The 20545-nt window shown below is 68.7% G+C and carries 8 protein-coding genes and 3 rRNA genes; 3 read left to right on the top strand and 8 right to left on the bottom strand.

The window, feature by feature from the left end:
* Positions 1 to 38 precede the first annotated feature (38 nt).
* The 4 genes from BX266_RS24155 to BX266_RS24140 form a co-directional block, all read right to left on the bottom strand.
* Positions 39 to 911 carry a RodZ domain-containing protein gene (locus BX266_RS24155; RefSeq protein WP_099903031.1) on the bottom strand — a complete coding sequence of 291 codons (873 nt, stop codon included), beginning with the start codon at positions 909 to 911 and terminating at the stop codon, positions 39 to 41.
* Between the two features lie 161 nt (positions 912 to 1072).
* The gene (locus BX266_RS24150) at positions 1073 to 3745 is read right to left on the bottom strand and encodes a DNA translocase FtsK (RefSeq protein WP_099903029.1); all 2673 of its coding nucleotides are present in this window, start codon (positions 3743 to 3745) and stop codon (positions 1073 to 1075) included.
* 121 nt (positions 3746 to 3866) lie between these two features.
* Positions 3867 to 4505 carry a response regulator gene (locus BX266_RS24145; RefSeq protein WP_099908238.1) on the bottom strand — a complete coding sequence of 213 codons (639 nt, stop codon included), beginning with the start codon at positions 4503 to 4505 and terminating at the stop codon, positions 3867 to 3869.
* A 201-nt stretch (positions 4506 to 4706) separates the two neighbouring features.
* Positions 4707 to 9212: a HAMP domain-containing protein gene (locus BX266_RS24140; protein ID WP_099908236.1), complete on the bottom strand. Its 4506-nt coding sequence runs from the start codon at positions 9210 to 9212 to the stop codon at positions 4707 to 4709.
* A 497-nt stretch (positions 9213 to 9709) separates the two neighbouring features.
* Here BX266_RS24140 and BX266_RS24135 point away from each other — a divergent pair, with 497 nt between their 5' ends.
* From BX266_RS24135 to BX266_RS24125, 3 genes are all read left to right on the top strand, one after another.
* The gene (locus BX266_RS24135; protein WP_099908234.1) at positions 9710 to 12247 is read left to right on the top strand and encodes a SpoIIE family protein phosphatase; all 2538 of its coding nucleotides are present in this window, start codon (positions 9710 to 9712) and stop codon (positions 12245 to 12247) included.
* 257 nt (positions 12248 to 12504) lie between these two features.
* On the top strand, positions 12505 to 13059 hold the full coding sequence (locus tag BX266_RS24130; protein WP_099903028.1) for an acetate uptake transporter: 555 nt from the start codon (positions 12505 to 12507) through the stop codon (positions 13057 to 13059).
* Between the two features lie 156 nt (positions 13060 to 13215).
* Complete coding sequence (locus BX266_RS24125; protein ID WP_099903026.1) at positions 13216 to 14091, top strand: ArsR family transcriptional regulator; 876 nt, start codon at positions 13216 to 13218, stop codon at positions 14089 to 14091.
* Positions 14092 to 14104: 13 nt separating this feature from the next.
* Here the strand turns inward: BX266_RS24125 and BX266_RS40920 are convergent, their stop codons facing one another.
* The 4 genes from BX266_RS40920 to BX266_RS24105 form a co-directional block, all read right to left on the bottom strand.
* Positions 14105 to 14983, bottom strand: coding sequence for a phosphatase PAP2 family protein (locus BX266_RS40920; RefSeq protein WP_099903025.1), 879 nt, complete (start codon positions 14981 to 14983; stop codon positions 14105 to 14107).
* Positions 14984 to 15064: 81 nt separating this feature from the next.
* Positions 15065 to 15181 (bottom strand): 5S ribosomal RNA (rrf, locus tag BX266_RS24115).
* 68 nt (positions 15182 to 15249) lie between these two features.
* A 23S ribosomal RNA gene (locus BX266_RS24110) occupies positions 15250 to 18356 on the bottom strand.
* A 276-nt stretch (positions 18357 to 18632) separates the two neighbouring features.
* Positions 18633 to 20149 (bottom strand): 16S ribosomal RNA (locus tag BX266_RS24105).
* The 16S, 23S and 5S rRNA genes sit together here, the layout of an rRNA operon.
* Between the last annotated feature and the right edge of the window lie 396 nt (positions 20150 to 20545).

Raw genomic sequence — 20545 nt, 5'->3', positions numbered from 1 at the left:
TCCCCCCGGAGGGCGCGTGCCGGTGATCGGCGGGCGGATCAGCCGGCCTGCGGGTCGCCGGGGGTGTAGGTGAGGTGCACGACCTGGCCGTCCTGACCGGCCGGGCCGAGGTCCTTGCCGTTGACGAACAGGTGCACGGCGCCGGCGTTGCCGATCACCAGGGTGATCTTCTTCGGGTCGGTGAAGGTCTGGTCCTGGCCGGCTTCCAGGTTGTTGGAGAACAGCGACTTCCCGCTGCCGTCCTTCGCGGTGACCCAGCTCTTGTCCGGCCCGGCGACCAGCTTCACGGTGACCTTGTCGGCGGGGGCGGCGGCGATCGCGGCGACGCTGGCCTCGGGCGCGGGCGGCTGCGCGGACGGCGCGCCGGTCACCGGGGCGGAGGCGCCGGAGGGCAGCGGGGCGCTGGCCGCGCCGGGCTGCTCCCCGCCGGAGGAGCCGCCGACCAGGTTGTAGCCGATCAGCGCGACCACGGCGACGATCGCCGCGACCATCGCGGCCGTCCAGTTCGGGCGGCGGTGGTCCTTCACCTTGATCGGGCCGGTGTCGAGCAGCTGGCGGGCCTGCGGCACGGCAGCGGCGCCGCCGTGCTCGGCGTCGTAGCGGGCCACCAGCAGCTCGCCGTCCAGGCCGACCTCGCGGGCCAGCAGCCGCAGGTGGCCGCGGGCGTAGAAGGCGCCGCCGCAGCGGTCGAAGTCGTCCGACTCGATGGCGTGCACGATCGGCACCCGGATCCGGGTCCGGGTGCTGACCTGGTCGACCGTCAGGCCGGCGTCGAGGCGGGCCTTGGCGAGCACGCGCCCGACGCTCGGCCCGTCGGTGGTGTGGTTCGACTCCGCGGGGCGCTCCGGAGTCTCGGAGGCGGGCGCGGAGGAGCCGGGGGCGGAACGGCGGGGGGACTTGCCGATGGTCACTGGGCACGCCTTTCGAGCGGAGGCCACCTGCTGAGGAACCAGTCTAGGGGTGCTGCCGTAACGTTTCTCAACCGGAGGGGGCCCGAACGTGCCACCCGGGGTGCGGGGAATTGACGGGTGGTCAGCTCGCTTCTCGGCCACCGGTGCCGGCCACCCGTCGCCTACCCCCGGAGGGCGAGCAGCACGCCGTCCAGTTCGTCCGGTTTGACCAGCACGTCGCGGGCCTTGGACCCCTCGCTGGGGCCGACGATGCCGCGCGACTCCATCAGGTCCATCAGCCGGCCGGCCTTGGCGAACCCGACCCGGAGCTTGCGCTGCAGCATCGAGGTCGACCCGAACTGGGTGGTGACGACCAGTTCGACGGCCTGCACCAGCAGGTCGAGGTCGTCGCCGATCTCCTCGTCGATCTCCTTCTTCGGGCCGCCGCCCACCACCACGTCGTCGCGGTAGCGGGCGGTCAGCTGGTCCTTGCAGTGCTGGACCACTCGGGCGATCTCCGCCTCGGTGACGAACGCGCCCTGCATCCGGACCGGCTTGGAGGCGCCCATCGGCAGGAACAGCGCGTCGCCCTTGCCGATCAGCTTCTCCGCGCCGGGCTGGTCCAGGATGACCCGGGAGTCGGCCATCGCCGAGGTGGCGAACGCCAGCCGGGACGGCACGTTGGCCTTGATCAGGCCGGTGACCACGTCCACCGAGGGGCGCTGGGTGGCCAGCACCAGGTGGATGCCGGCGGCGCGGGCGAGCTGGGTGATCCGGACCACCGAGTCCTCGACGTCGCGCGGGGCGACCATCATCAGGTCGGCCAGCTCGTCGACGATCACCAGCAGGTACGGATAGGGCGTCAGCTCCCGTTCGCTGCCGAGCGGGGGCTGCACGGTGCCGGCCCGGACCGCGGCGTTGAAGTCGTCGACGTGCCGGAAGCCGTAGGCCGCCAGGTCGTCGTAGCGCATGTCCATCTCGCGGACCACCCACTGGAGGGCCTCGGCGGCCTTCTTCGGGTTGGTGATGATCGGCGTGATCAGGTGCGGGATGCCCTCGTAGGCGGTCAGCTCGACCCGCTTGGGGTCGACCAGCACCATCCGGACCTCGTCGGGGGTGGCGCGCACCAGCACCGAGGTGATCAGGCAGTTGATGCAGGACGACTTGCCGGCGCCGGTCGCACCGGCCACCAGCACGTGCGGCATCTTCGCCAGGTTGGCCATCACGGTGTGGCCCTCGACGTCCTTGCCCATGCCGACCACCATCGGGTGGGTGTCCTCGGCGGCGGTGCGCGAGCGCAGCAGGTCGCCGAGGGTGACCATCTCCCGGTCCCGGTTGGGGATCTCCACGCCGACCGCGGACTTGCCGGGGATCGGCGAGATGATCCGCACGTCGGGGGTGGCGACGGCGTAGGCGATGTTCTTCGCCAGCGCGGTGATCCGCTCGACCTTCACGGCGGGGCCGAGCTCGACCTCGTAGCGGGTGACCGTCGGGCCGCGGGTGAAGCCGGTGACCCGGGCGTCCACCTTGAACTCGGCGAAGACGCCGGTCAGCTGGGCCACCACGTCGTCGTTGAGCTGCGAGCGGGCCTTGGCGGGGGCGCCGCGCTCCAGCAGGTCCAGGGACGGCAGCGCGTAGCTGACGTCGCCGGACAGCTGGAGCTGTTCCATCCGGGCCGGCGCCTCGCCGTGGCCGTCGGGGGCGTCCGAGGCGCGCGCGGCGGGCACCTCGGGCGCCCACGGCTCCTCGGGCGGGGCGGTGTTGTCCTTGACCTGGCCGAGCATGCTGGCAACCGCCGGCGAACCCGGCACCCCGTACAGCAGGGCGCCGTCCAGGTCGGCGGCGACGCCGGCCGCCAGGTCGCGGGTCTGGTACGGGTCCTTGTCGAAGGAGAGCGGCTCGGCCGCACCGTCCTCGGGCTGCTCCGGCCTGCGGCGGCGGCGCTTGCGGCGCGCGGAGAGCTCGTCGCCCTCGATGGTGATCGGCAGCGCGTCCGGGTCGGCGTCCTCCGGCGGGGCGGTGGAGTACTCGCGCTCGCCGGAGGCCGACTCGCCGTCGATGGCCTCCAGGTCGCCGGGCAGCGGCTCGACCACGCCCAGCCGGACGCCGAGCAGCCGCAGCCGCTCCGGGATCCGGTTGACGGGGGTGGCGGTGACCACCAGCAGCCCGAAGAAGGCGACCAGCAGCAGCAGCGGCACCGCCAGCGGCGGGCCGGCGGCGGCCATCATCGGGGTGGACCCGGCCCAGCCGAGCAGGCCGCCGGCCTGCCGGATCCTGGTCGCCCCGGCGCCCATCGAGGGCGCGCCGCAGCCGATGTGCACCAGCCCGAGGACGCCGACCACCAGGGTGGTCAGGCCGATCGCGATCCGGCCGTTGGCCTCCGGCCCCTCGGGGTGGCGCATCAGCCGGACGGCGACCACGCCGAGCAGCAGCGGAACCAGCACGTCGAGCCGCCCGAACAGGCCGGAGACCACGTTGGTGGCGGCCTCGCCGAGCCAGCCCTGCGGGCTGAACCACGTCCCCGCGGCGGTGACCAGGGCGAGCGCCAGCAGCAGCAGCGCCACGCCGTCCTTGCGGTGCTCGGGGTGCAGGTTGCGGGCACCGTGGCCGAAGCCGCGGAACACCGCGCCCACCGAGTGCGCCAGGCCCAGCCAGACCGCGCGGACGGCGCGGAAGAGTATCGGCTTCTTCGGCGGGGGCGGCGGAGCGGCGCTCTTCCTGGCCGCCGCCTTCTTCACCGGGGCAGTCTTCTTGGCGGCGGGCTTGGGCGCGGCGGGCTTCTTCGCCGGCGCCTTCTTGGCCGGCCCGGGCTTGGCGGTGCGTGCGGCGGCGCTTCCGGGCGATCGTGTGGCCATGAGGGGCAGCCTACCGGCGCACCCCGGCCGCGGACATGCGCGGGCGCACTTCGGCGGGTTGTGTCGCCGACGCGCCGTCAGCCGCCCGGAAACCACCCGGACGGGCGACGCCGACGGTCCGTCAGTTCGCGCCCGGACGCAGCGCGTCCAGCGCCCGGCGCAGACCCGCGAGCTTGCGCTCCAGGTGCGCGGCGGTCGCGGCGGCCCCGCTGTCGGACCCGGCGTCGAGCTGCTTGGTCAGCGCCTCCGCCTGCTCCTCCACGGCGGCCAGCCGGGCCGACAGCTCGCCGAGCAGCGCCCCGCCGATGGCCGGCTCCTCCTCGCCCGCCTCCAGCTGCAGGCGCAGCAGCGCGGCCTGCTCCTTCAGCTGGGTGTTCTTCACGTAGAGGTCGACGAAGACCGAGACCTTGGCGCGCAGCACCCACGGGTCGAAGGGCTTGGAGATGTAGTCGACCGCGCCGGCCGCGTAGCCGCGGAAGGTGTGGTGCGGGCCGTGGTTGATCGCGGTCAGGAAGATGATCGGGATGTCCCTGGTCCGCTCCCGGCGCTTGATGTGCGCGGCGGTCTCAAAGCCGTCCATGCCGGGCATCTGGACATCCAGCAGGATGACCGCGAAGTCGTCGGTGAGCAGCGCCTTCAGCGCCTCCTCGCCGGAAGAGGCACGCACCAGGGTCTGGTCGAGCGCGGAGAGGATCGCCTCCAGGGCGAGCAGGTTCTCCGGACGGTCGTCGACCAGGAGGATCTTCGCCTTCTGCACCAGGACCCGCCCTCCTGCCGGTTGTTTCCCGAGGGCGGGCACCTTCGTGCCGCCCATCACTGCCCCGGTCATGCTAGCCGTACCCCCTTGCCTGCCACAGGCCCGGTGCCGGCCGTCACCGTCCGGTCACTGTTGGCAACGACGGGTGACCCTACCGGGTTCCCGGGCGCGGGGGCCAGCCGGGCGGGCCCCCGCGGGCGGCGGTTACCCGACGGGGAGGTGCTGGCGCATCACCGCCAGCAGGTGGTCGGTCTCCACCGGCTTGGTGATGTGGTCGGTGGCGCCGGCCTGCAGGCTCTTCTCCCGGTCGCCCTTCATCGCCTTGGCGGTCAGCGCGATGATCGGCAGCCCGGAGAACCGGGGCATCCTGCGGATCTGCTCGGTGGTCGCGTAGCCGTCCAGCTCCGGCATCATGATGTCCATCAGCACCAGGGCGACGTCCTCGTGCTGCTCCAGCATCTCGATGCCCTCGCGGCCGTTCTCGGCGTACAGCACGGTCAGGCCGTACTGCTCCAGCACGCTGGTCAGCGCGAACACGTTGCGGATGTCGTCGTCGACGATCAGCACCCGCTCGCCGTCGAAGCGGATCGGGGCGCCGTTCGCCCGGGCGGAGTCGCCCTGGCGCGGAACGGTCTCGCCCTCCTTGCCCGCCGCCGGCCAGGCGGGGCCGGCCCCCTGGCGGGGGGTGTCCTCGGGGCGGGGGGTGCGGCGGCGCTCGACGGTCGAGCGGCGGCGCTCCTCGACCAGGCCGCGGGCCTCCTGGGTCCACTGCTCGGCGGGCGTCCGGGGCGCTTCGAGGGCGCGCGGGGCGCCCGCGCGCTCCAGGGTCACCGGCTCGGGGCCCTCGCTGCGCAGCGGCAGGTAGAGGGTGAAGGTGGAGCCGCGGCTCAGTTCGCTCTCCACGTGGATCTCGCCGCCGAGCAGGCGGGCGATCTCCCGGCTGATGGAGAGGCCGAGGCCGGTGCCGCCGTACTTGCGGCTGGTGCCGCCGTCGGCCTGCTTGAACGCCTCGAAGATCTCCCGGAGTTTGTTGCCGGGGATGCCGATGCCGGTGTCGGACACCGAGAAGGCGATCAGCGGCTGGTCGGGGTCGGCCATGGTGCCGGACTCCAGCAGTTGCTCGCGCACGTGCTGCGGGATCTCGGCGCCGGCCACCGGGCGGATCATCAGCTCGACCGCGCCGGCGTCGGTGAACTTGACCGCGTTGGAGAGCAGGTTGCGCAGCACCTGCTGGAGGCGCTGCTCGTCGGTGTGCAGGGTGACCGGCAGGTCCGGCGAGACCCGGACCGCGAAGTCCAGGTTCTTCTCGGCGGTGAGCGGCCGGAACGCGGCCTCCACGTAGTCGACCAGCTGCACCAGAGCGATCCGCGCCGGGCGGACGTCCATCTTGCCGGCCTCCACCTTGGACAGGTCGAGGATGTCGTTGATCAGTTGCAGCAGGTCGCTGCCCGCGCCGTGGATCGTTTCGGCGAACTCGACCTGCTTGGCGGACAGGTTGCCCTCATTGTTGTCGGAGAGCAGCTTGGCCAGGATCAGCAGCGAGTTGAGCGGGGTGCGCAGCTCGTGCGACATGTTGGCGAGGAACTCGCTCTTGTACCGGGAGGCCAGCGCGAGCTGTTCGGCGCGCTCCTCGAGGATCTGCCGGGCCTCCTCGATCTCGCTGTTCTTGATCTCGATGTCGCGGTTCTGCTGGGCGAGTTGCTCGGCCTTCTCCTGCAACTCCTCGTTGGTGCGCTCCAGTTCCTCCTGGCGCGCCTCCAACTCGGCCGATCGCATCGAGAGTTCGGCGGTCAGTCGTTGCGATTCCAGCAGCAGACCCTCGGTCTTGGTGTTGACCGAGATGGTGTTGACGGTGACGCCGATCTGGTCGGCGATCTGGTTCAGGAAGTCCAGCGCGACGGTGGTGAAGCTGGAGAAGGTGGCCAGTTCGATCACGCCCAGCAGCCGGCCCTCGAACAGCACCGGCATCACCACCACGTGCGCCGGAGAGGACTCGCCGAGGCCGGAGGAGATCTTCAGGTACCCGGGCGGGGTCTCCTTCAGCACGATCGCCCGCTTCTCCACGGCGGCCTGACCGATCAGGCCCTCGCCGAGGCGGAAGGTGGTCGGCATGGTCCGCCGGTGGTAGCCGTAGGAGCCGATCAGGCGCAGCACGATGTCGTTCTCGTCGTCGTCCTCGGTGACCAACTCCGCAGTGCGGCCGGCCGGTTGGGCGAGGAAGAAGGCGCCGTGCTGGGCCGAGACCACCGGGGTGAGCTCGCTCATGATCAGCGAGGCCACCGCGGACAGGTCGCGGCGACCCTGCAGCAGACCGGACATCCGGGCCAGGTTGGACTTCAGCCAGTCCTGTTCCTTGTTGGTCCTGGTGGTCTCGCGCAGGTTGGCGATCATCTGGTTGATGTTGTCCTTGAGCTCGTCGAGCTCGCCGGACGCGTCCACGTTGATCCGGGGCGACAGGTCGCCCCTGGTGACGGCGGTGGCGACCTGGGCGATCGCGCGGACCTGGCGGGTCAGGTTGTTGGCCAGCTCGTTCACCGACTCGGTGAGGTCCTGCCAGGTGCCGGCCACGCCGGGCACCCGGGCCTGGCCGCCGAGCCGGCCGTCGGTGCCCACCTCGCGGGCGACTCGGGTCACCTCGTCGGCGAACGCGGAGAGCTGGTCGACCATGGTGTTGATGCTGGTCTTGAGCTCCAGGATCTCGCCGCGGGCGTCCACGTCGATCTTCTGCGAGAGGTCGCCGCGGGCCACCGCGGTGATCACGAGCGCGATGTTGCGGACCTGGCCGGTGAGGTTGTTGGCCATCAGGTTGACGTTCTCGGTCAGGTCCTTCCAGATGCCGGCCACGCCCGGCACGCCGGCCTGGCCGCCCAGGATGCCGTCGGTGCCGACCTCGCGGGCCACTCGGGTCACCTCGACGGCGAACGCGGACAGCTGGTCGACCATGGTGTTCAGGGTGTCGGCGAGCGCCGCGACCTCGCCGGCCGCGTCGATGGCGATCTTCTTCGACAGGTCGCCGCGGGCCACCGCGGAGGCCACCTCGGCGATGTTCCGGACCTGCGAGGTCAGGTTGGACGCCATCAGGTTCACGTTGTCGGTCAGGTCGCGCCAGATGCCGGAGACGCCGGAGACCCGGGCCTGACCGCCCAGGATGCCGTCGGTGCCGACCTCGCGGGCGACGCGGGTGACCTCGTCGGCGAACGCGGACAGCTGCTCGACCATGGTGTTGACGGTGGTGACGAGTTCGCGGATCTCGCCCTTGGCGTCGACGGTGATCTTCTTGGAGACGTCGCCGCGGGCCACCGCGGTGGTCACCTCGGCGATCGAACGCACCTGGCTGGTCAGGTTGTTGGCCATCAGGTTCACCGAGTTGGTGAGGTCCTTCCAGGTGCCGGACACCCCGGGCACGCTGGCCTGGCCGCCGAGGATGCCCTCGGTGCCGACGTCCCGGGCGACCCGGGTGACCTCGTCCGCGAACGAGGACAGCTGGTCGACCATGGTGTTGATGGTGTTCTTCAGCTCCAGGATCTCGCCGCGGGCGTCGACCTGGATCTTCTGCGACAGGTCGCCCTTGGCGACCGCGGTGGTGACCTGAGCGATGCCGCGGACCTGCGACGTCAGGTTGTTGGCCATCGAGTTGACGTTCTCGGTCAGGTCCTTCCAGACGCCGGCCACGCCCGGCACCTGCGCCTGACCGCCGAGGATGCCCTCGGTGCCGACCGCGCGCGCCACCCGGGTCACCTGCTCGGCGAACCCGGAGAGCTGGTCGACCATCGTGTTGATGGTGTTCTTCAGCTCCAGGATCTCGCCGCGGGCGTCGACCTCGATCTTGCGCGACAGGTCGCCCTTGGCGACCGCGGTGGTCACCTCGGCGATGTTGCGGACCTGCGCGGTCAGGTTGGCGGCCATGAAGTTCACCGAGTCGGTGAGGTCGCGCCACACGCCGGCCACGCCCGACACCTGCGCCTGACCGCCCAGCCGGCCCTCGGTGCCCACGTCGCGGGCCACCGTGGTGACCTGCGCGGCGAAGGAGTTCAGCTGGTCCACCATCGTGTTGACGGTGTTCTTCAGCTCCAGCATCTCGCCGTCGACGTCGACGGTGACCTTGCGGGACAGGTCGCCGCGGGCCACCGCGGTGGTCACCTCCGCGATGTTGCGGACCTGCGCGGTCAGCCGGCCCGCCATGGTGTTGACCGAGTCCGACAGGTCCTTCCAGGAGCCGGAGACCGACCGCACCCGGGCCTGCCCGCCGAGCTTGCCCTCGGTGCCGACCTCGATCGCCACCCGGGTCACCTCGTCGGTGAACTCGCTGAGCTGGTCGACCAGGCCGTTCACCGTCCGGCCGACCTTCAGGAACTCGCCGCGCAGCGGGTAGCTCGCCCCCGTGGTGTGGATCGAGCGCAGTTCCATGGTCTGGGTCAGGTCGCCCTCGGCGATCGAGCCCAGCACCCGGCCCACCTCGGCCATCGGCCGCGCCAGGTCGTCGATCAGCGCGTTGCAGTTGTCGACGGCCGCCATCCAGGCGCCCTCGCCGACGCCCGTCTCCAGCCGCTCGGACAGCCGGCCCTCCCGGCCGACCGCCCGCCGCACCCGCGCCAGTTCACCGGTGAGGTGCTGGTTCCGCTCGGCGACCTCGTTGAACACCGCGGCGATCTCGGCCAGCAGGCCGTCGCCGGGAAAGGTCAGCCGGCGGCGGAAGTTGCCGTCGCGCATCGCGGTCAGCGCGGTCAGCAGCTTGCGCAGCTCCGCGGGCTCCGCGCCGCGCCCGGGGCCCGAGCGCCGCCCGCCGGCCCGCGAGGGCGGCGCCGGCCGGGAGCCGCGCACAGCGGTCGTCGTCGTACCGGACACGTCCTTGGTCGCCGAACTCAACGGGGCCCTCCCAGGTCCTGACTTGTTCAACCGCGGCGGAAGGACCGGCGTCCGGCCTTGCCGCTTCCGCGCCGTCCCTTCGACCGTACTGCGGCGGAAGTCGGCACGCGGACCCCCCAGTGTGACAGCACGGGCACCCGGTGTCGGACCGGTTGCGGAGGGTTTTCCGATCGAGCGGCGAAAGAGGTGAAGGAAATCACCCCCAGGGGCCCGTTTTCCCGGCCCGGCCCCGCGGGGTACCAACCGGAAAGTAGGGTGGAGGGCCGCACCGGGGACGAGGCACCCCGCCCAGCACCGGTACGGGCAACCAGGACGCAGACCAGAGCAGAGGAGACGTGGCCGTGGTCACCGCGCGCGCAGCCGCCACCTTCGAACCGGTCGACCGGTCGGCCGCCGCAGCCCGCGGGTTCGTCCGGGACGCCCTGCTCGGGTGGGACCTGCCCGAGGTGGTGGACGACGCCGTGGTGCTGGTCAGCGAACTGGTCACCAACGCCGTGGTGCACGCCGGGACGGCCGCCGAGGTGGCCTGCCTGCGCGAGGACGAGACGGTCCGGATCGAGGTCACCGACCGGCACCCGGAGCGCGGCCTGCCGTCCTTCGCGAATGTGACGTTGAACTCGGACCGGTACGCCGACCCCGACGGCGAGGGCGGCCGCGGCCTGCTGATGTGCTCGGCGCTGTCCAGCAGTTGGGGCGTGGAGTACGCGGCCGGCCGGAAGACCGTCTGGTTCCGCCTCGCGCTCCCCGACCAGCAGCCCGGTACCCGGTACGCGCTGCCCAGCCTGCCCGGCGGCGAACTCCCCGCCACCGACGGCCCGGTGCGGGTCGCGGTGGTGCAGCTCGACGACCACGGCCGGATCCGGCACTGGAACGCGGACGCCGAAACGCTCTTCCACCGGCCCGCGGACGCCGTCTTCGGCCGCCCCTGGGCCGAACTCGCGCTCTGGCCGCAGACCCCCGGCCTCGGCCTCGGCGACACCCTGCGCCTGGCCCGCTGGGAGGGCAGCTACGCGGTCCGCACCGGCGACGGCGCCCGGCGCGAGGTGTACGGCACGCACGTCCGGCTGCGCGACAGCGAGGGCTCCCCGATGGTGCTCTGCCTGCTGGTCCGCGAGTCCGACCGGGCCGTGCTGCGCTCCCCCGGCACCTCCACCGAGACCGCCACCACCGCCGTCGAACCGCTGGACCTGCTGGTCGGCCCGGTCTCCCCCGACGACCTGTCCAGCCTGCTGCAGCGGATCGTCGAACGCGCCCGCGACCTGCTCGACGCCGATGCCTCCTACCTGCTGCTCACCAGCGAGGACGAGACCGAGTTCGAACTGCGCGCCGCCACCGGCCTGGCCGGCCCGGCCCGCCGCTTCGCCCGGCTGCCGATCGACGCCGGCGCGGGCCGCTTCGACTCCGCCAGGCTGCCCGCGGTCCACGAGGACCTCGCGGTCCGCCCGACCGGCGCCGCCCCCCTGCTGGACGGCACCGACCTGCGCTCGCTGATCACCGTCCCGCTGAAGGTCGAGGGCCGGCTGACCGGCTCGCTCGGCGTGGCCGCCGCCGCGCCCGGCCGCTACGACAACGAGGACGCGCTGCGCCTGCAGTTCGCCGCCGACCGGATCGCGCTGGCCCTGGAGAGCGCCCGCCTCGGCGAGTTGGAACGCCTGCGGCGCGGCTCGCTGTCCTTCCTGGTGGAGGCGTCCGACCTGCTGGCCGGCACCCTGGAGCACGAGCAGACGCTGGCCCTGATGGCCCAGATGGCGGTCCCCACGCTGGCCTCCTGGTGCGCCGTCTACACCACCGCCGACGCCGCCGGCGCCGAACTGGCCTTCGTGCTGCACGAGGACGAGGACCGGATCGACTCGCTGCGGGCGCTGCTCGACAAGTCCCCCGCCCCCGAGGCGGTGCCCAGCCCCGGCGCCCGCCCCTGGACGGCCCCCGCCGAGACCGCCCGCGCGCTCGGCCACTCCGCGGGCTCCGACCTCGGCGAGACGGTCGTCATGCCGCTGTCCGCCCGCAACCGGGTCATCGGCCTGCTGGTGCTCGGCACCCGGCACGGCGTCCGGTTCCGCCAGGAGATCCTGGAGCTCGGCGAGGACCTGTCCCGCCGGGCCGCCCTGGCGCTCGACAACTCGCGCCTCTACTCCGAGCGCACCGCCATCTCCCAGGCCTTCCAACGGGCGCTGCTGCCGCCGGAGTTGCCGAAGATCCCGGGCGTCGAGGTGGAGGTGTTCTACCAGGCCGCCGGCGAGGGCAACGAGGTCGGCGGCGACTTCTACGACCTGTTCCCGATCCGCGAGGGCACCTACGGCTTCGCCATCGGCGACGTCTGCGGCACCGGCCCCGAGGCCGCCTCCGTCACCGGACTGGCCCGCAACTCGCTGCGCCTGCTGGCCCGCGAGGGCCTGACGGCCCCTCAGGTCCTCACCCGCCTGAACGCCGCCATCCTGGACGAGGGCAGCCGGGCCCGCTTCCTCACCCTGCTGTACGGCGAACTGACGCCCCGGGCGGACGGCTCGACCGCGCTCTCGCTGGTCTGCGCCGGTCACCCGCTGCCGCTGCGACTGCGCACCGACGGGCAGGTCGACCAGGCCGCCTCGCCGCAGCCGCTGCTCGGAGTGATGGACGAACTCGACCTCACCGCCGAGGAGTTGGTGCTCGCCCCGGGCGAGGTGCTGCTCTGCGTCACCGACGGCGTGACCGAACGCCGGGAGGGCCGGCGGATGCTCGGCGACGAAGGCCTGGTCGAGGTGCTCACCGGCTGCGCCGGCCTGACCGCGGGAGCGGTCGCCGCCCGGGTGCACCGCGCGGTGGAGCGCTTCGCGCCCGAGCCGCCGTCCGACGACATGGCGATCCTGACGCTCCGCATCCCGACCCAGCGCCAGAACTAGTCACGGTTTGCTCACACTTGCTCATTCTGTGTGATTCACAAGGGTACAAAGCGCAGGAGCCGGGTACACCGTAAGCACCGGGGGCTTCCACCCCGGAGGGGCATCGACCAGCGGCTCTGCCGCCGGTTCTCTCATCTCGCCGCAGCCGCCGCACCCTTCTTCGGTGCGCCCACGACCCGGCACCCGGCACCACCTCCGCACACCCACTTTTCACCGTGATCTCGCCATGCCCTGGCGCAGAGTGAAAGGAGCCTCCGGTGAGCAACGAAGCCTCCGGGGCGAATGCCCGATCCGCTGACGCGGGTCCGCTCGGTTATCTGGCCCTCGGTCTCACGCTGCTGGCGTACGGCCTGCTCGGCACCGGTGTCCTCAGTGGCACCTCCGCCGGCGGCGCGTCCTCGCTGGCCCACCTGGTCGGCGGTGTGACGCTGTTCATCGCCGGCCTCTGGCAGTTCCGCGGCGGCGACCGCTTCAGCGGCACCGCGTTCACCGCCCTCGGCGCCTTCTGGGCGACCTGGGCCGCCGCCGGCCCGGCCGGAAAGAACACCGCGGGCCTGTTCCTGCTGCTGTGGGCGCTGCTGGCGCTCACCCTCACCGCCGCCTCCTGGGGTGCCGGTTGGCTCGCCCGCGCGGTCTACGGCCTGCTGACGGTCTCCCTGGTGCTCAGCGCCATCGGCGTCCTCGGCGAGTCGTCCGGCTTGGGCAAGATCGGCGGCTGGGTGGCCGCCCTCGCCGGCCTGGCCGCCTGGTACTGGGCCACCGCCACCCTCACCGACGGACGCTGGGGCCGGGTGGCACTCCCGGTCAAGTAAGCGCCGCACGCACCACCCGAACACACCGGAGCCCGGACGCCACCCCCACGGCGCCCGGGCTCCGGCCCGTCCCGACCGCTACCCGCCCGTGGTCGATCGCGCAATCGCCTGACCCGTTCACCCCCGGTTGCTACTGTCTGCGGTCGGAGGCAACGCATGGGTCATTGGCTGCTGGGCACGGAGTCCCTCACCGCATGCCGTTTCGCCGTCTCCCCCGTGGCGGAGACGGCCGCCGCGCTCGGCATTCTCGCCGAGATCCGCCCCGAACCCTGGCGCCGCAGCTGGCTCGCCACCCACCAGCCCGCATTCCGCGCCCACCTCGAAGCCGCGCCCCGACTCGAAGCCTGGCTGACCGCCCGCCGGCCCGAACGCTGGCCCGCCGACCTGCACCTGCCGCCACCCGCCCCCGCACCGGACCCGCACCGCCTCGACCTCACCGGGATCCCCGCCGCCCCCGCCGATCTCCTCGACTGGACCTGGCAGCACGTCGTCCGCCCCGAGTGGCCCGCCCGGCTGCGCACCCTGCGCGCCGACATCACCGCCCGCCGCGCCCGCGCCGAGACCCACGGCTGGCCCGTCGCGCTCCCCCGGCTCGGCCCGCACCACCGCTGGCTCGCCGGCGGCCGCCTGCAACTCACCGCCCCCGAGCTGCCCGCAGCCCAACCCCCGGACGTCCGGCTCCTGTTCGTCCCCACCAGCGCCCGCCTCGGCTGGCTCGCCCCGGACGACGCCGCCTCCCGCCTCGCCGTGGTCTACCCGACCTGCGCCGCGCCCGTCCCCACCCCGCGGACCCCGCCCACCAGCCTCGGCCGCCTCCTCGGCAGCGCCCGCGCCGAACTCCTGGCCGGCCTCGACCGCCCGCGCGACACCGCCCAGTTGGCCACCCTGACCGGCCTCAGCCCCGCCGCCGTCGGCGACCACCTCACCGTCCTGCTCGACGCCCGCCTGGTCGCCCGCGCCCGCTCCGGCCCCGCCGCGCGCTTCTACCGCACCGCCCTGGCCGACGCCCTGCTCACCGCCCAACCCGGCTGACCCGGGCGCCTGCTCAGCCCTCCACCGAGCTGTGCTCCCGCTCCTTCGGCCGGGCCACGGCCGGCGCCGCCTCGCCCTCCGACCGCCGCCACCCCGTCACGGCGTACTGCACCAGGTACACCGTCAGCAGGATCGCCACCGCCACCAGGCCGTCCGCCCAGAAGTGGTTCGCCGTCACCACGACGACCCACACCGTCACCACCGGGTGCACCACCACCAGCCAGCGCCACGGCCCGCGCGCCACGCCGATCACCGCCACCGCCGTGATCACGCACCACGCCACGTGCACCGAGGGCATCGCCGACAGCTGGTCGGCCACCACTCCCGCCACGCCGTCCCCGTAAACCGACTGCCCGTACTCCGCCGCCAGGTCGACGAACCCGTTCCCCGGCAGCATCCGGGGCGGCGCCACCGGAACGAACTGGATCAGCAGACACACCGCAGTGGTCGCGACCACCGTGGTCCGCACCCACGCGTACCGCTTCCGATGCCGCAGGAACAGCCACAGCAGCACCACCAGCATCACGCCGAAGTGCATCGTCGCGTAGTAGTAGTTCGCCGCCTGCACCAGCCACGGATGCCCCACCACCGCCCGCTGCCAGGACGCCTCGTCCGGCAGCCCGAAGTCCAGCTCCGTCCGGTGGATCCACTCGGCCCGCTCCAGCGCGTGCCCCGTCCCCATCACCGACAGGTGCCCCACCACCTGCCACAACGCGAACAGCGCCAGCAGCGTCCCGGCCTCCCGCAGCACGTCCGCCACCGTCCCCGCCCGACGCCGCCGCACCTCCCCCTCGGCGCGCCGGCCGCCCAGCCGCCTGACGGTGAACGCCGCACCGTACAGCACCGCGGAGGCACCGACCGAGGTCTGCCACGTCAACGTCAGGTTCTGCATTGGCGAAGGCTATACGGTGCCACCCCCCAACGCGAAGAAGCCCCCCACCTTTTTCAGGTGAGGGGCTTCCTCTGAATGATTGTTCGGCGGCGTCCTACTCTCCCACAGGGTCCCCCCTGCAGTACCATCGGCGCTATGAGGCTTAGCTTCCGGGTTCGGAATGTAACCGGGCGTTTCCCTCACGCTATGACCACCGAAACACTATGAAACTATCCACCGGAAAAGTGGGTCGTTGTTTCAGAACAACACAGTGGACGCGAGCAACTGAGGACAAGCCCTCGGCCTATTAGTACCGGTCAACTCCACCCCTTACAGGGCTTCCATATCCGGCCTATCAACCCAGTCGTCTACTGGGAGCCTTACCCTCTCAAGGAGGTGGGAGTGCTCATCTCGAAGCAGGCTTCCCGCTTAGATGCTTTCAGCGGTTATCCCTCCCGAACGTAGCCAACCAGCCATGCCCTTGGCAGGACAACTGGCACACCAGAGGTTCGTCCGTCCCGGTCCTCTCGTACTAGGGACAGCCCTTCTCAACACTCCTACGCGCACAGCGGATAGGGACCGAACTGTCTCACGACGTTCTAAACCCAGCTCGCGTACCGCTTTAATGGGCGAACAGCCCAACCCTTGGGACCTACTCCAGCCCCAGGATGCGACGAGCCGACATCGAGGTGCCAAACCATCCCGTCGATATGGACTCTTGGGGAAGATCAGCCTGTTATCCCCGGGGTACCTTTTATCCGTTGAGCGACGGCGCTTCCACAAGCCACCGCCGGATCACTAGTCCCTACTTTCGTACCTGCTCGACCCGTCAGTCTCACAGTCAAGCTCCCTTGTGCACTTACACTCAACACCTGATTGCCAACCAGGCTGAGGGAACCTTTGGGCGCCTCCGTTACCCTTTAGGAGGCAACCGCCCCAGTTAAACTACCCACCAGACACTGTCCCTGATCCGGATCACGGACCCAGGTTAGACATCCAGCACGACCAGAGTGGTATTTCAACGTCGACTCCACCATGACTGGCGTCACGGCTTCAAAGTCTCCCACCTATCCTACACAAGCCGAACCGAACACCAATATCAAGCTATAGTAAAGGTCCCGGGGTCTTTCCGTCCTGCTGCGCGAAACGAGCATCTTTACTCGTAATGCAATTTCACCGGGCCTGTGGTTGAGACAGTCGAGAAGTCGTTACGCCATTCGTGCAGGTCGGAACTTACCCGACAAGGAATTTCGCTACCTTAGGATGGTTATAGTTACCACCGCCGTTTACTGGCGCTTAAGTTCTCAGCTTCGCCACGACGAATCGTGACTAACCGGTCCCCTTAACGTTCCAGCACCGGGCAGGCGTCAGTCCGTATACATCGCCTTACGGCTTCGCACGGACCTGTGTTTTTAGTAAACAGTCGCTTCTCGCTGGTCTCTGCGGCCACCACCAGCTCAGGGAGCAAGTCCCCTCACCAGCAATGGCCCCCCTTCTCCCGAAGTTACGGGGGCATTTTGCCGAGTTCCTTAACCACAGTTCACCCGAACGCCTCGGTATTCTCTACCTGACCACCTGAGTCGGTTTGGGGTACGGGCCGCCATGAAACTCGCTAGAGGCTTTTCTCGACAGCATAGGATCATCCACTTCACCACAATCGGCTCGGCATCAGGTCTCAGCCTTAATGTGAGGCGGATTTGCCTACCCCACGGCCTACACCCTTACCCCGGGACTACCACCGCCCGGGCTGGACTACCTTCCTGCGTCACCCCATCGCTCACCTACTACAGGCTTGGGTCGGCGGCTCCACCACGTCCCTTTGTCCGAAGACTCCGGGCCGGCTTCACGGCCTTAGCATCACCTGGTTCGACGTTGGCGCTTCAAAGCGGGTACGGGAATATCAACCCGTTGTCCATCGACTACGCCTGTCGGCCTCGCCTTAGGTCCCGACTTACCCTGGGCAGATCAGCTTGACCCAGGAACCCTTGGTCAATCGGCGCAAGAGTTTCCCACTCTTGTATCGCTACTCATGCCTGCATTCTCACTCGTGAACCGTCCACAACTCGATTCCTCGGCTGCTTCACCCGGCACACGACGCTCCCCTACCCATCACAGCCTCCGTTGGGAGTATTGCTGCAATGACACGACTTCGGTGATGTGCTTGAGCCCCGCTACATTGTCGGCGCGGAATCACTTGACCAGTGAGCTATTACGCACTCTTTCAAGGGTGGCTGCTTCTAAGCCAACCTCCTGGTTGTCTCTGCGACTCCACATCCTTTCCCACTTAGCACACGCTTAGGGACCTTAGTCGGTGTTCTGGGCTGTTTCCCTCTCGACCATGGAGCTTATCCCCCACAGTCTCACTGCCGCGCTCTCACTTACCGGCATTCGGAGTTTGGCTAAGGTCAGTAACCCGGTAAGGCCCATCGCCTATCCAGTGCTCTACCTCCGGCAAGAAACACGCGACGCTGCACCTAAATGCATTTCGGGGAGAACCAGCTATCACGGAGTTTGATTGGCCTTTCACCCCTAACCACAGGTCATCCCCCAGGTTTTCAACCCTGGTGGGTTCGGTCCTCCACACGGTCTTACCCGCGCTTCAACCTGCCCATGGCTAGATCACTCCGCTTCGGGTCTTGGGCATGCAACTATGGGCGCCCTATTCAGACTCGCTTTCGCTACGGCTACCCCACACGGGTTAACCTCGCTACACACCGCAAACTCGCAGGCTCATTCTTCAAAAGGCACGCAGTCACAGTCCGAAGACTGCCCCCACGGCTTGTAGGCGCACGGTTTCAGGTACTATTTCACTCCGCTCCCGCGGTACTTTTCACCATTCCCTCACGGTACTATCCGCTATCGGTCACCAGGGAATATTTAGGCTTAGCGGGTGGTCCCGCCAGATTCACACGGGATTTCTCGGGCCCCGTGCTACTTGGGAAATGAGCAAGCAAGCCGTACAGATTTCGTCTACGGGGGTCTTACCCTCTACGCCGGACCTTTCGCATGTCCTTCGACTACCCATACGGTTTCTGACTCGCCGACCGGCCGGCAGACCGATCAAGCTCACTCCCACGACCCCGTCACGGCAACCCCTGCCGGGTCTCACACCATGACGGTTTAGCCTCATCCGGTTTCGCTCGCCACTACTCCCGGAATCACGGTTGTTTTCTCTTCCTGCGGGTACTGAGATGTTTCACTTCCCCGCGTTCCCTCCACATACCCTATGTGTTCAGGTATGGGTGACAGCCCATGACGACTGCCGGGTTTCCCCATTCGGACACCCCCGGATCAAAGCTCGGTTGACAGCTCCCCGGGGCCTATCGCGGCCTCCCACGTCCTTCATCGGTTCCTGGTGCCAAGGCATCCACCGTGCGCCCTTAAAAACTTGGCCACAGATGCTCGCGTCCACTGTGCAGTTCTCAAACAACGACCAGACACCCAAACTCAACACCCCGAACCAGGATGCCTCGCATGAGACCGGCGACCACTGAGACAACGAAGACTCGTTCCCTCAGGACCCAACAACGTGCCCGACACACCAAGCGGTACCTGTTTTCCACGCCGAAGCAGTACTGGCAGGTCCATACCGTGTGTGCCGAATAGTCAACGTTCCACCCATGAGCTAGCACTCCAGGACATTCGCCCGAAGCTGCCATGTGCTCCTTAGAAAGGAGGTGATCCAGCCGCACCTTCCGGTACGGCTACCTTGTTACGACTTCGTCCCAATCGCTGGTCCCACCTTCGACGGCTCCTCCCCTTACGGGTTAGGCCACCGGCTTCGGGTGTTACCGACTTTCGTGACGTGACGGGCGGTGTGTACAAGGCCCGGGAACGTATTCACCGCAGCATGCTGATCTGCGATTACTAGCAACTCCAACTTCATGGGGTCGAGTTGCAGACCCCAATCCGAACTGAGACCGGCTTTTTGGGATTCGCTCCGCCTCACGGCATCGCAGCCCTTTGTACCGGCCATTGTAGCACGTGTGCAGCCCAAGACATAAGGGGCATGATGATTTGACGTCGTCCCCACCTTCCTCCGAGTTGACCCCGGCAGTCTCCTGTGAGTCCCCGACATTACTCGCTGGCAACACAGAACAAGGGTTGCGCTCGTTGCGGGACTTAACCCAACATCTCACGACACGAGCTGACGACAACCATGCACCACCTGTACACCGACCACAAGGGGGCGCCTATCTCTAGACGTTTCCGGCGTATGTCAAGCCTTGGTAAGGTTCTTCGCGTTGCGTCGAATTAAGCCACATGCTCCGCTGCTTGTGCGGGCCCCCGTCAATTCCTTTGAGTTTTAGCCTTGCGGCCGTACTCCCCAGGCGGGGAACTTAATGCGTTAGCTGCGGCACCGACGACGTGGAATGTCGCCAACACCTAGTTCCCAACGTTTACGGCGTGGACTACCAGGGTATCTAATCCTGTTCGCTCCCCACGCTTTCGCTCCTCAGCGTCAGTAATGGCCCAGAGATCCGCCTTCGCCACCGGTGTTCCTCCTGATATCTGCGCATTTCACCGCTACACCAGGAATTCCGATCTCCCCTACCACACTCCAGCCTGCCCGTATCGAATGCAGACCCGGGGTTAAGCCCCGGGCTTTCACATCCGACGCGACAGGCCGCCTACGAGCTCTTTACGCCCAATAATTCCGGACAACGCTCGCACCCTACGTATTACCGCGGCTGCTGGCACGTAGTTAGCCGGTGCTTCTTCTGCAGGTACCGTCACTTGCGCTTCTTCCCTGCTGAAAGAGGTTTACAACCCGAAGGCCGTCATCCCTCACGCGGCGTCGCTGCATCAGGCTTTCGCCCATTGTGCAATATTCCCCACTGCTGCCTCCCGTAGGAGTCTGGGCCGTGTCTCAGTCCCAGTGTGGCCGGTCGCCCTCTCAGGCCGGCTACCCGTCGTCGCCTTGGTAGGCCATTACCCCACCAACAAGCTGATAGGCCGCGGGATCATCCTGAACCGCCGGAGCTTTCCACCAACCCCCATGCAGGAGAAGGTCGTATCCGGTATTAGACCTCGTTTCCAAGGCTTGTCCCAGAGTTCAGGGCAGATTCCCCACGTGTTACTCACCCGTTCGCCACTGATCCACCCCGAAGGGCTTCACCGTTCGACTTGCATGTGTTAAGCACGCCGCCAGCGTTCGTCCTGAGCCAGGATCAAACTCTCCGTGAATGTCTCCACGGGGAGCGGCACAGCAACCACCGGAATAAGGCGGCCCTGCGCACTGCGTCCTCGCTAGTGTTTTACTTCAAAAGGAATCTCCAACCCCGAAACAAGTCCGAGGCCGGGGATGTCAACATATCTGGCGTTGACTTTTGGCACGCTGTTGAGTTCTCAAGGAACGGACGCTTCCTTCGAGCCGCATTCCTGCGGACCCTCCGGGCGCTTCGTTCTTTCGTGTTTCCAGCTTATCAGACGTTTTCCGCTCCGTTTTCCGGAGTTTCGATCCGATTTGCTTTTGCCTTTCGGCGCTCCCGAACTCTACCAGAGTTTTTCGGCCTGTTTTCCCCGCTCCGATCCGAGGTAATTCGAATCAAGGAGCGAAGCCGCACGACCGTGGGGCAACCC

Source organism: Streptomyces sp. TLI_171, from assembly GCF_003610255.1.
Taxonomy (GTDB): Bacteria; Actinomycetota; Actinomycetes; order Streptomycetales; family Streptomycetaceae; genus Kitasatospora.
Note: the sequence above shows the minus strand (reverse complement) of the source record. Positions and strands in the feature narration are given on the sequence as shown.

Excerpts from the sequence above, each read along its gene's own strand:
- BX266_RS40920 (WP_099903025.1), bottom strand. The coding sequence starts at position 14,983 with ATGCAGAACCTGACGTTGACGTGGCAGACCTCGGTCGGTGCCTCCGCG.
- BX266_RS24150 (WP_099903029.1), bottom strand. The coding sequence starts at position 3,745 with ATGGCCACACGATCGCCCGGAAGCGCCGCCGCACGCACCGCCAAGCCC.
- BX266_RS24125 (WP_099903026.1), top strand. The coding sequence starts at position 13,216 with ATGGGTCATTGGCTGCTGGGCACGGAGTCCCTCACCGCATGCCGTTTC.
- BX266_RS24140 (WP_099908236.1), bottom strand. The coding sequence starts at position 9,212 with ATGCGCGACGGCAACTTCCGCCGCCGGCTGACCTTTCCCGGCGACGGC.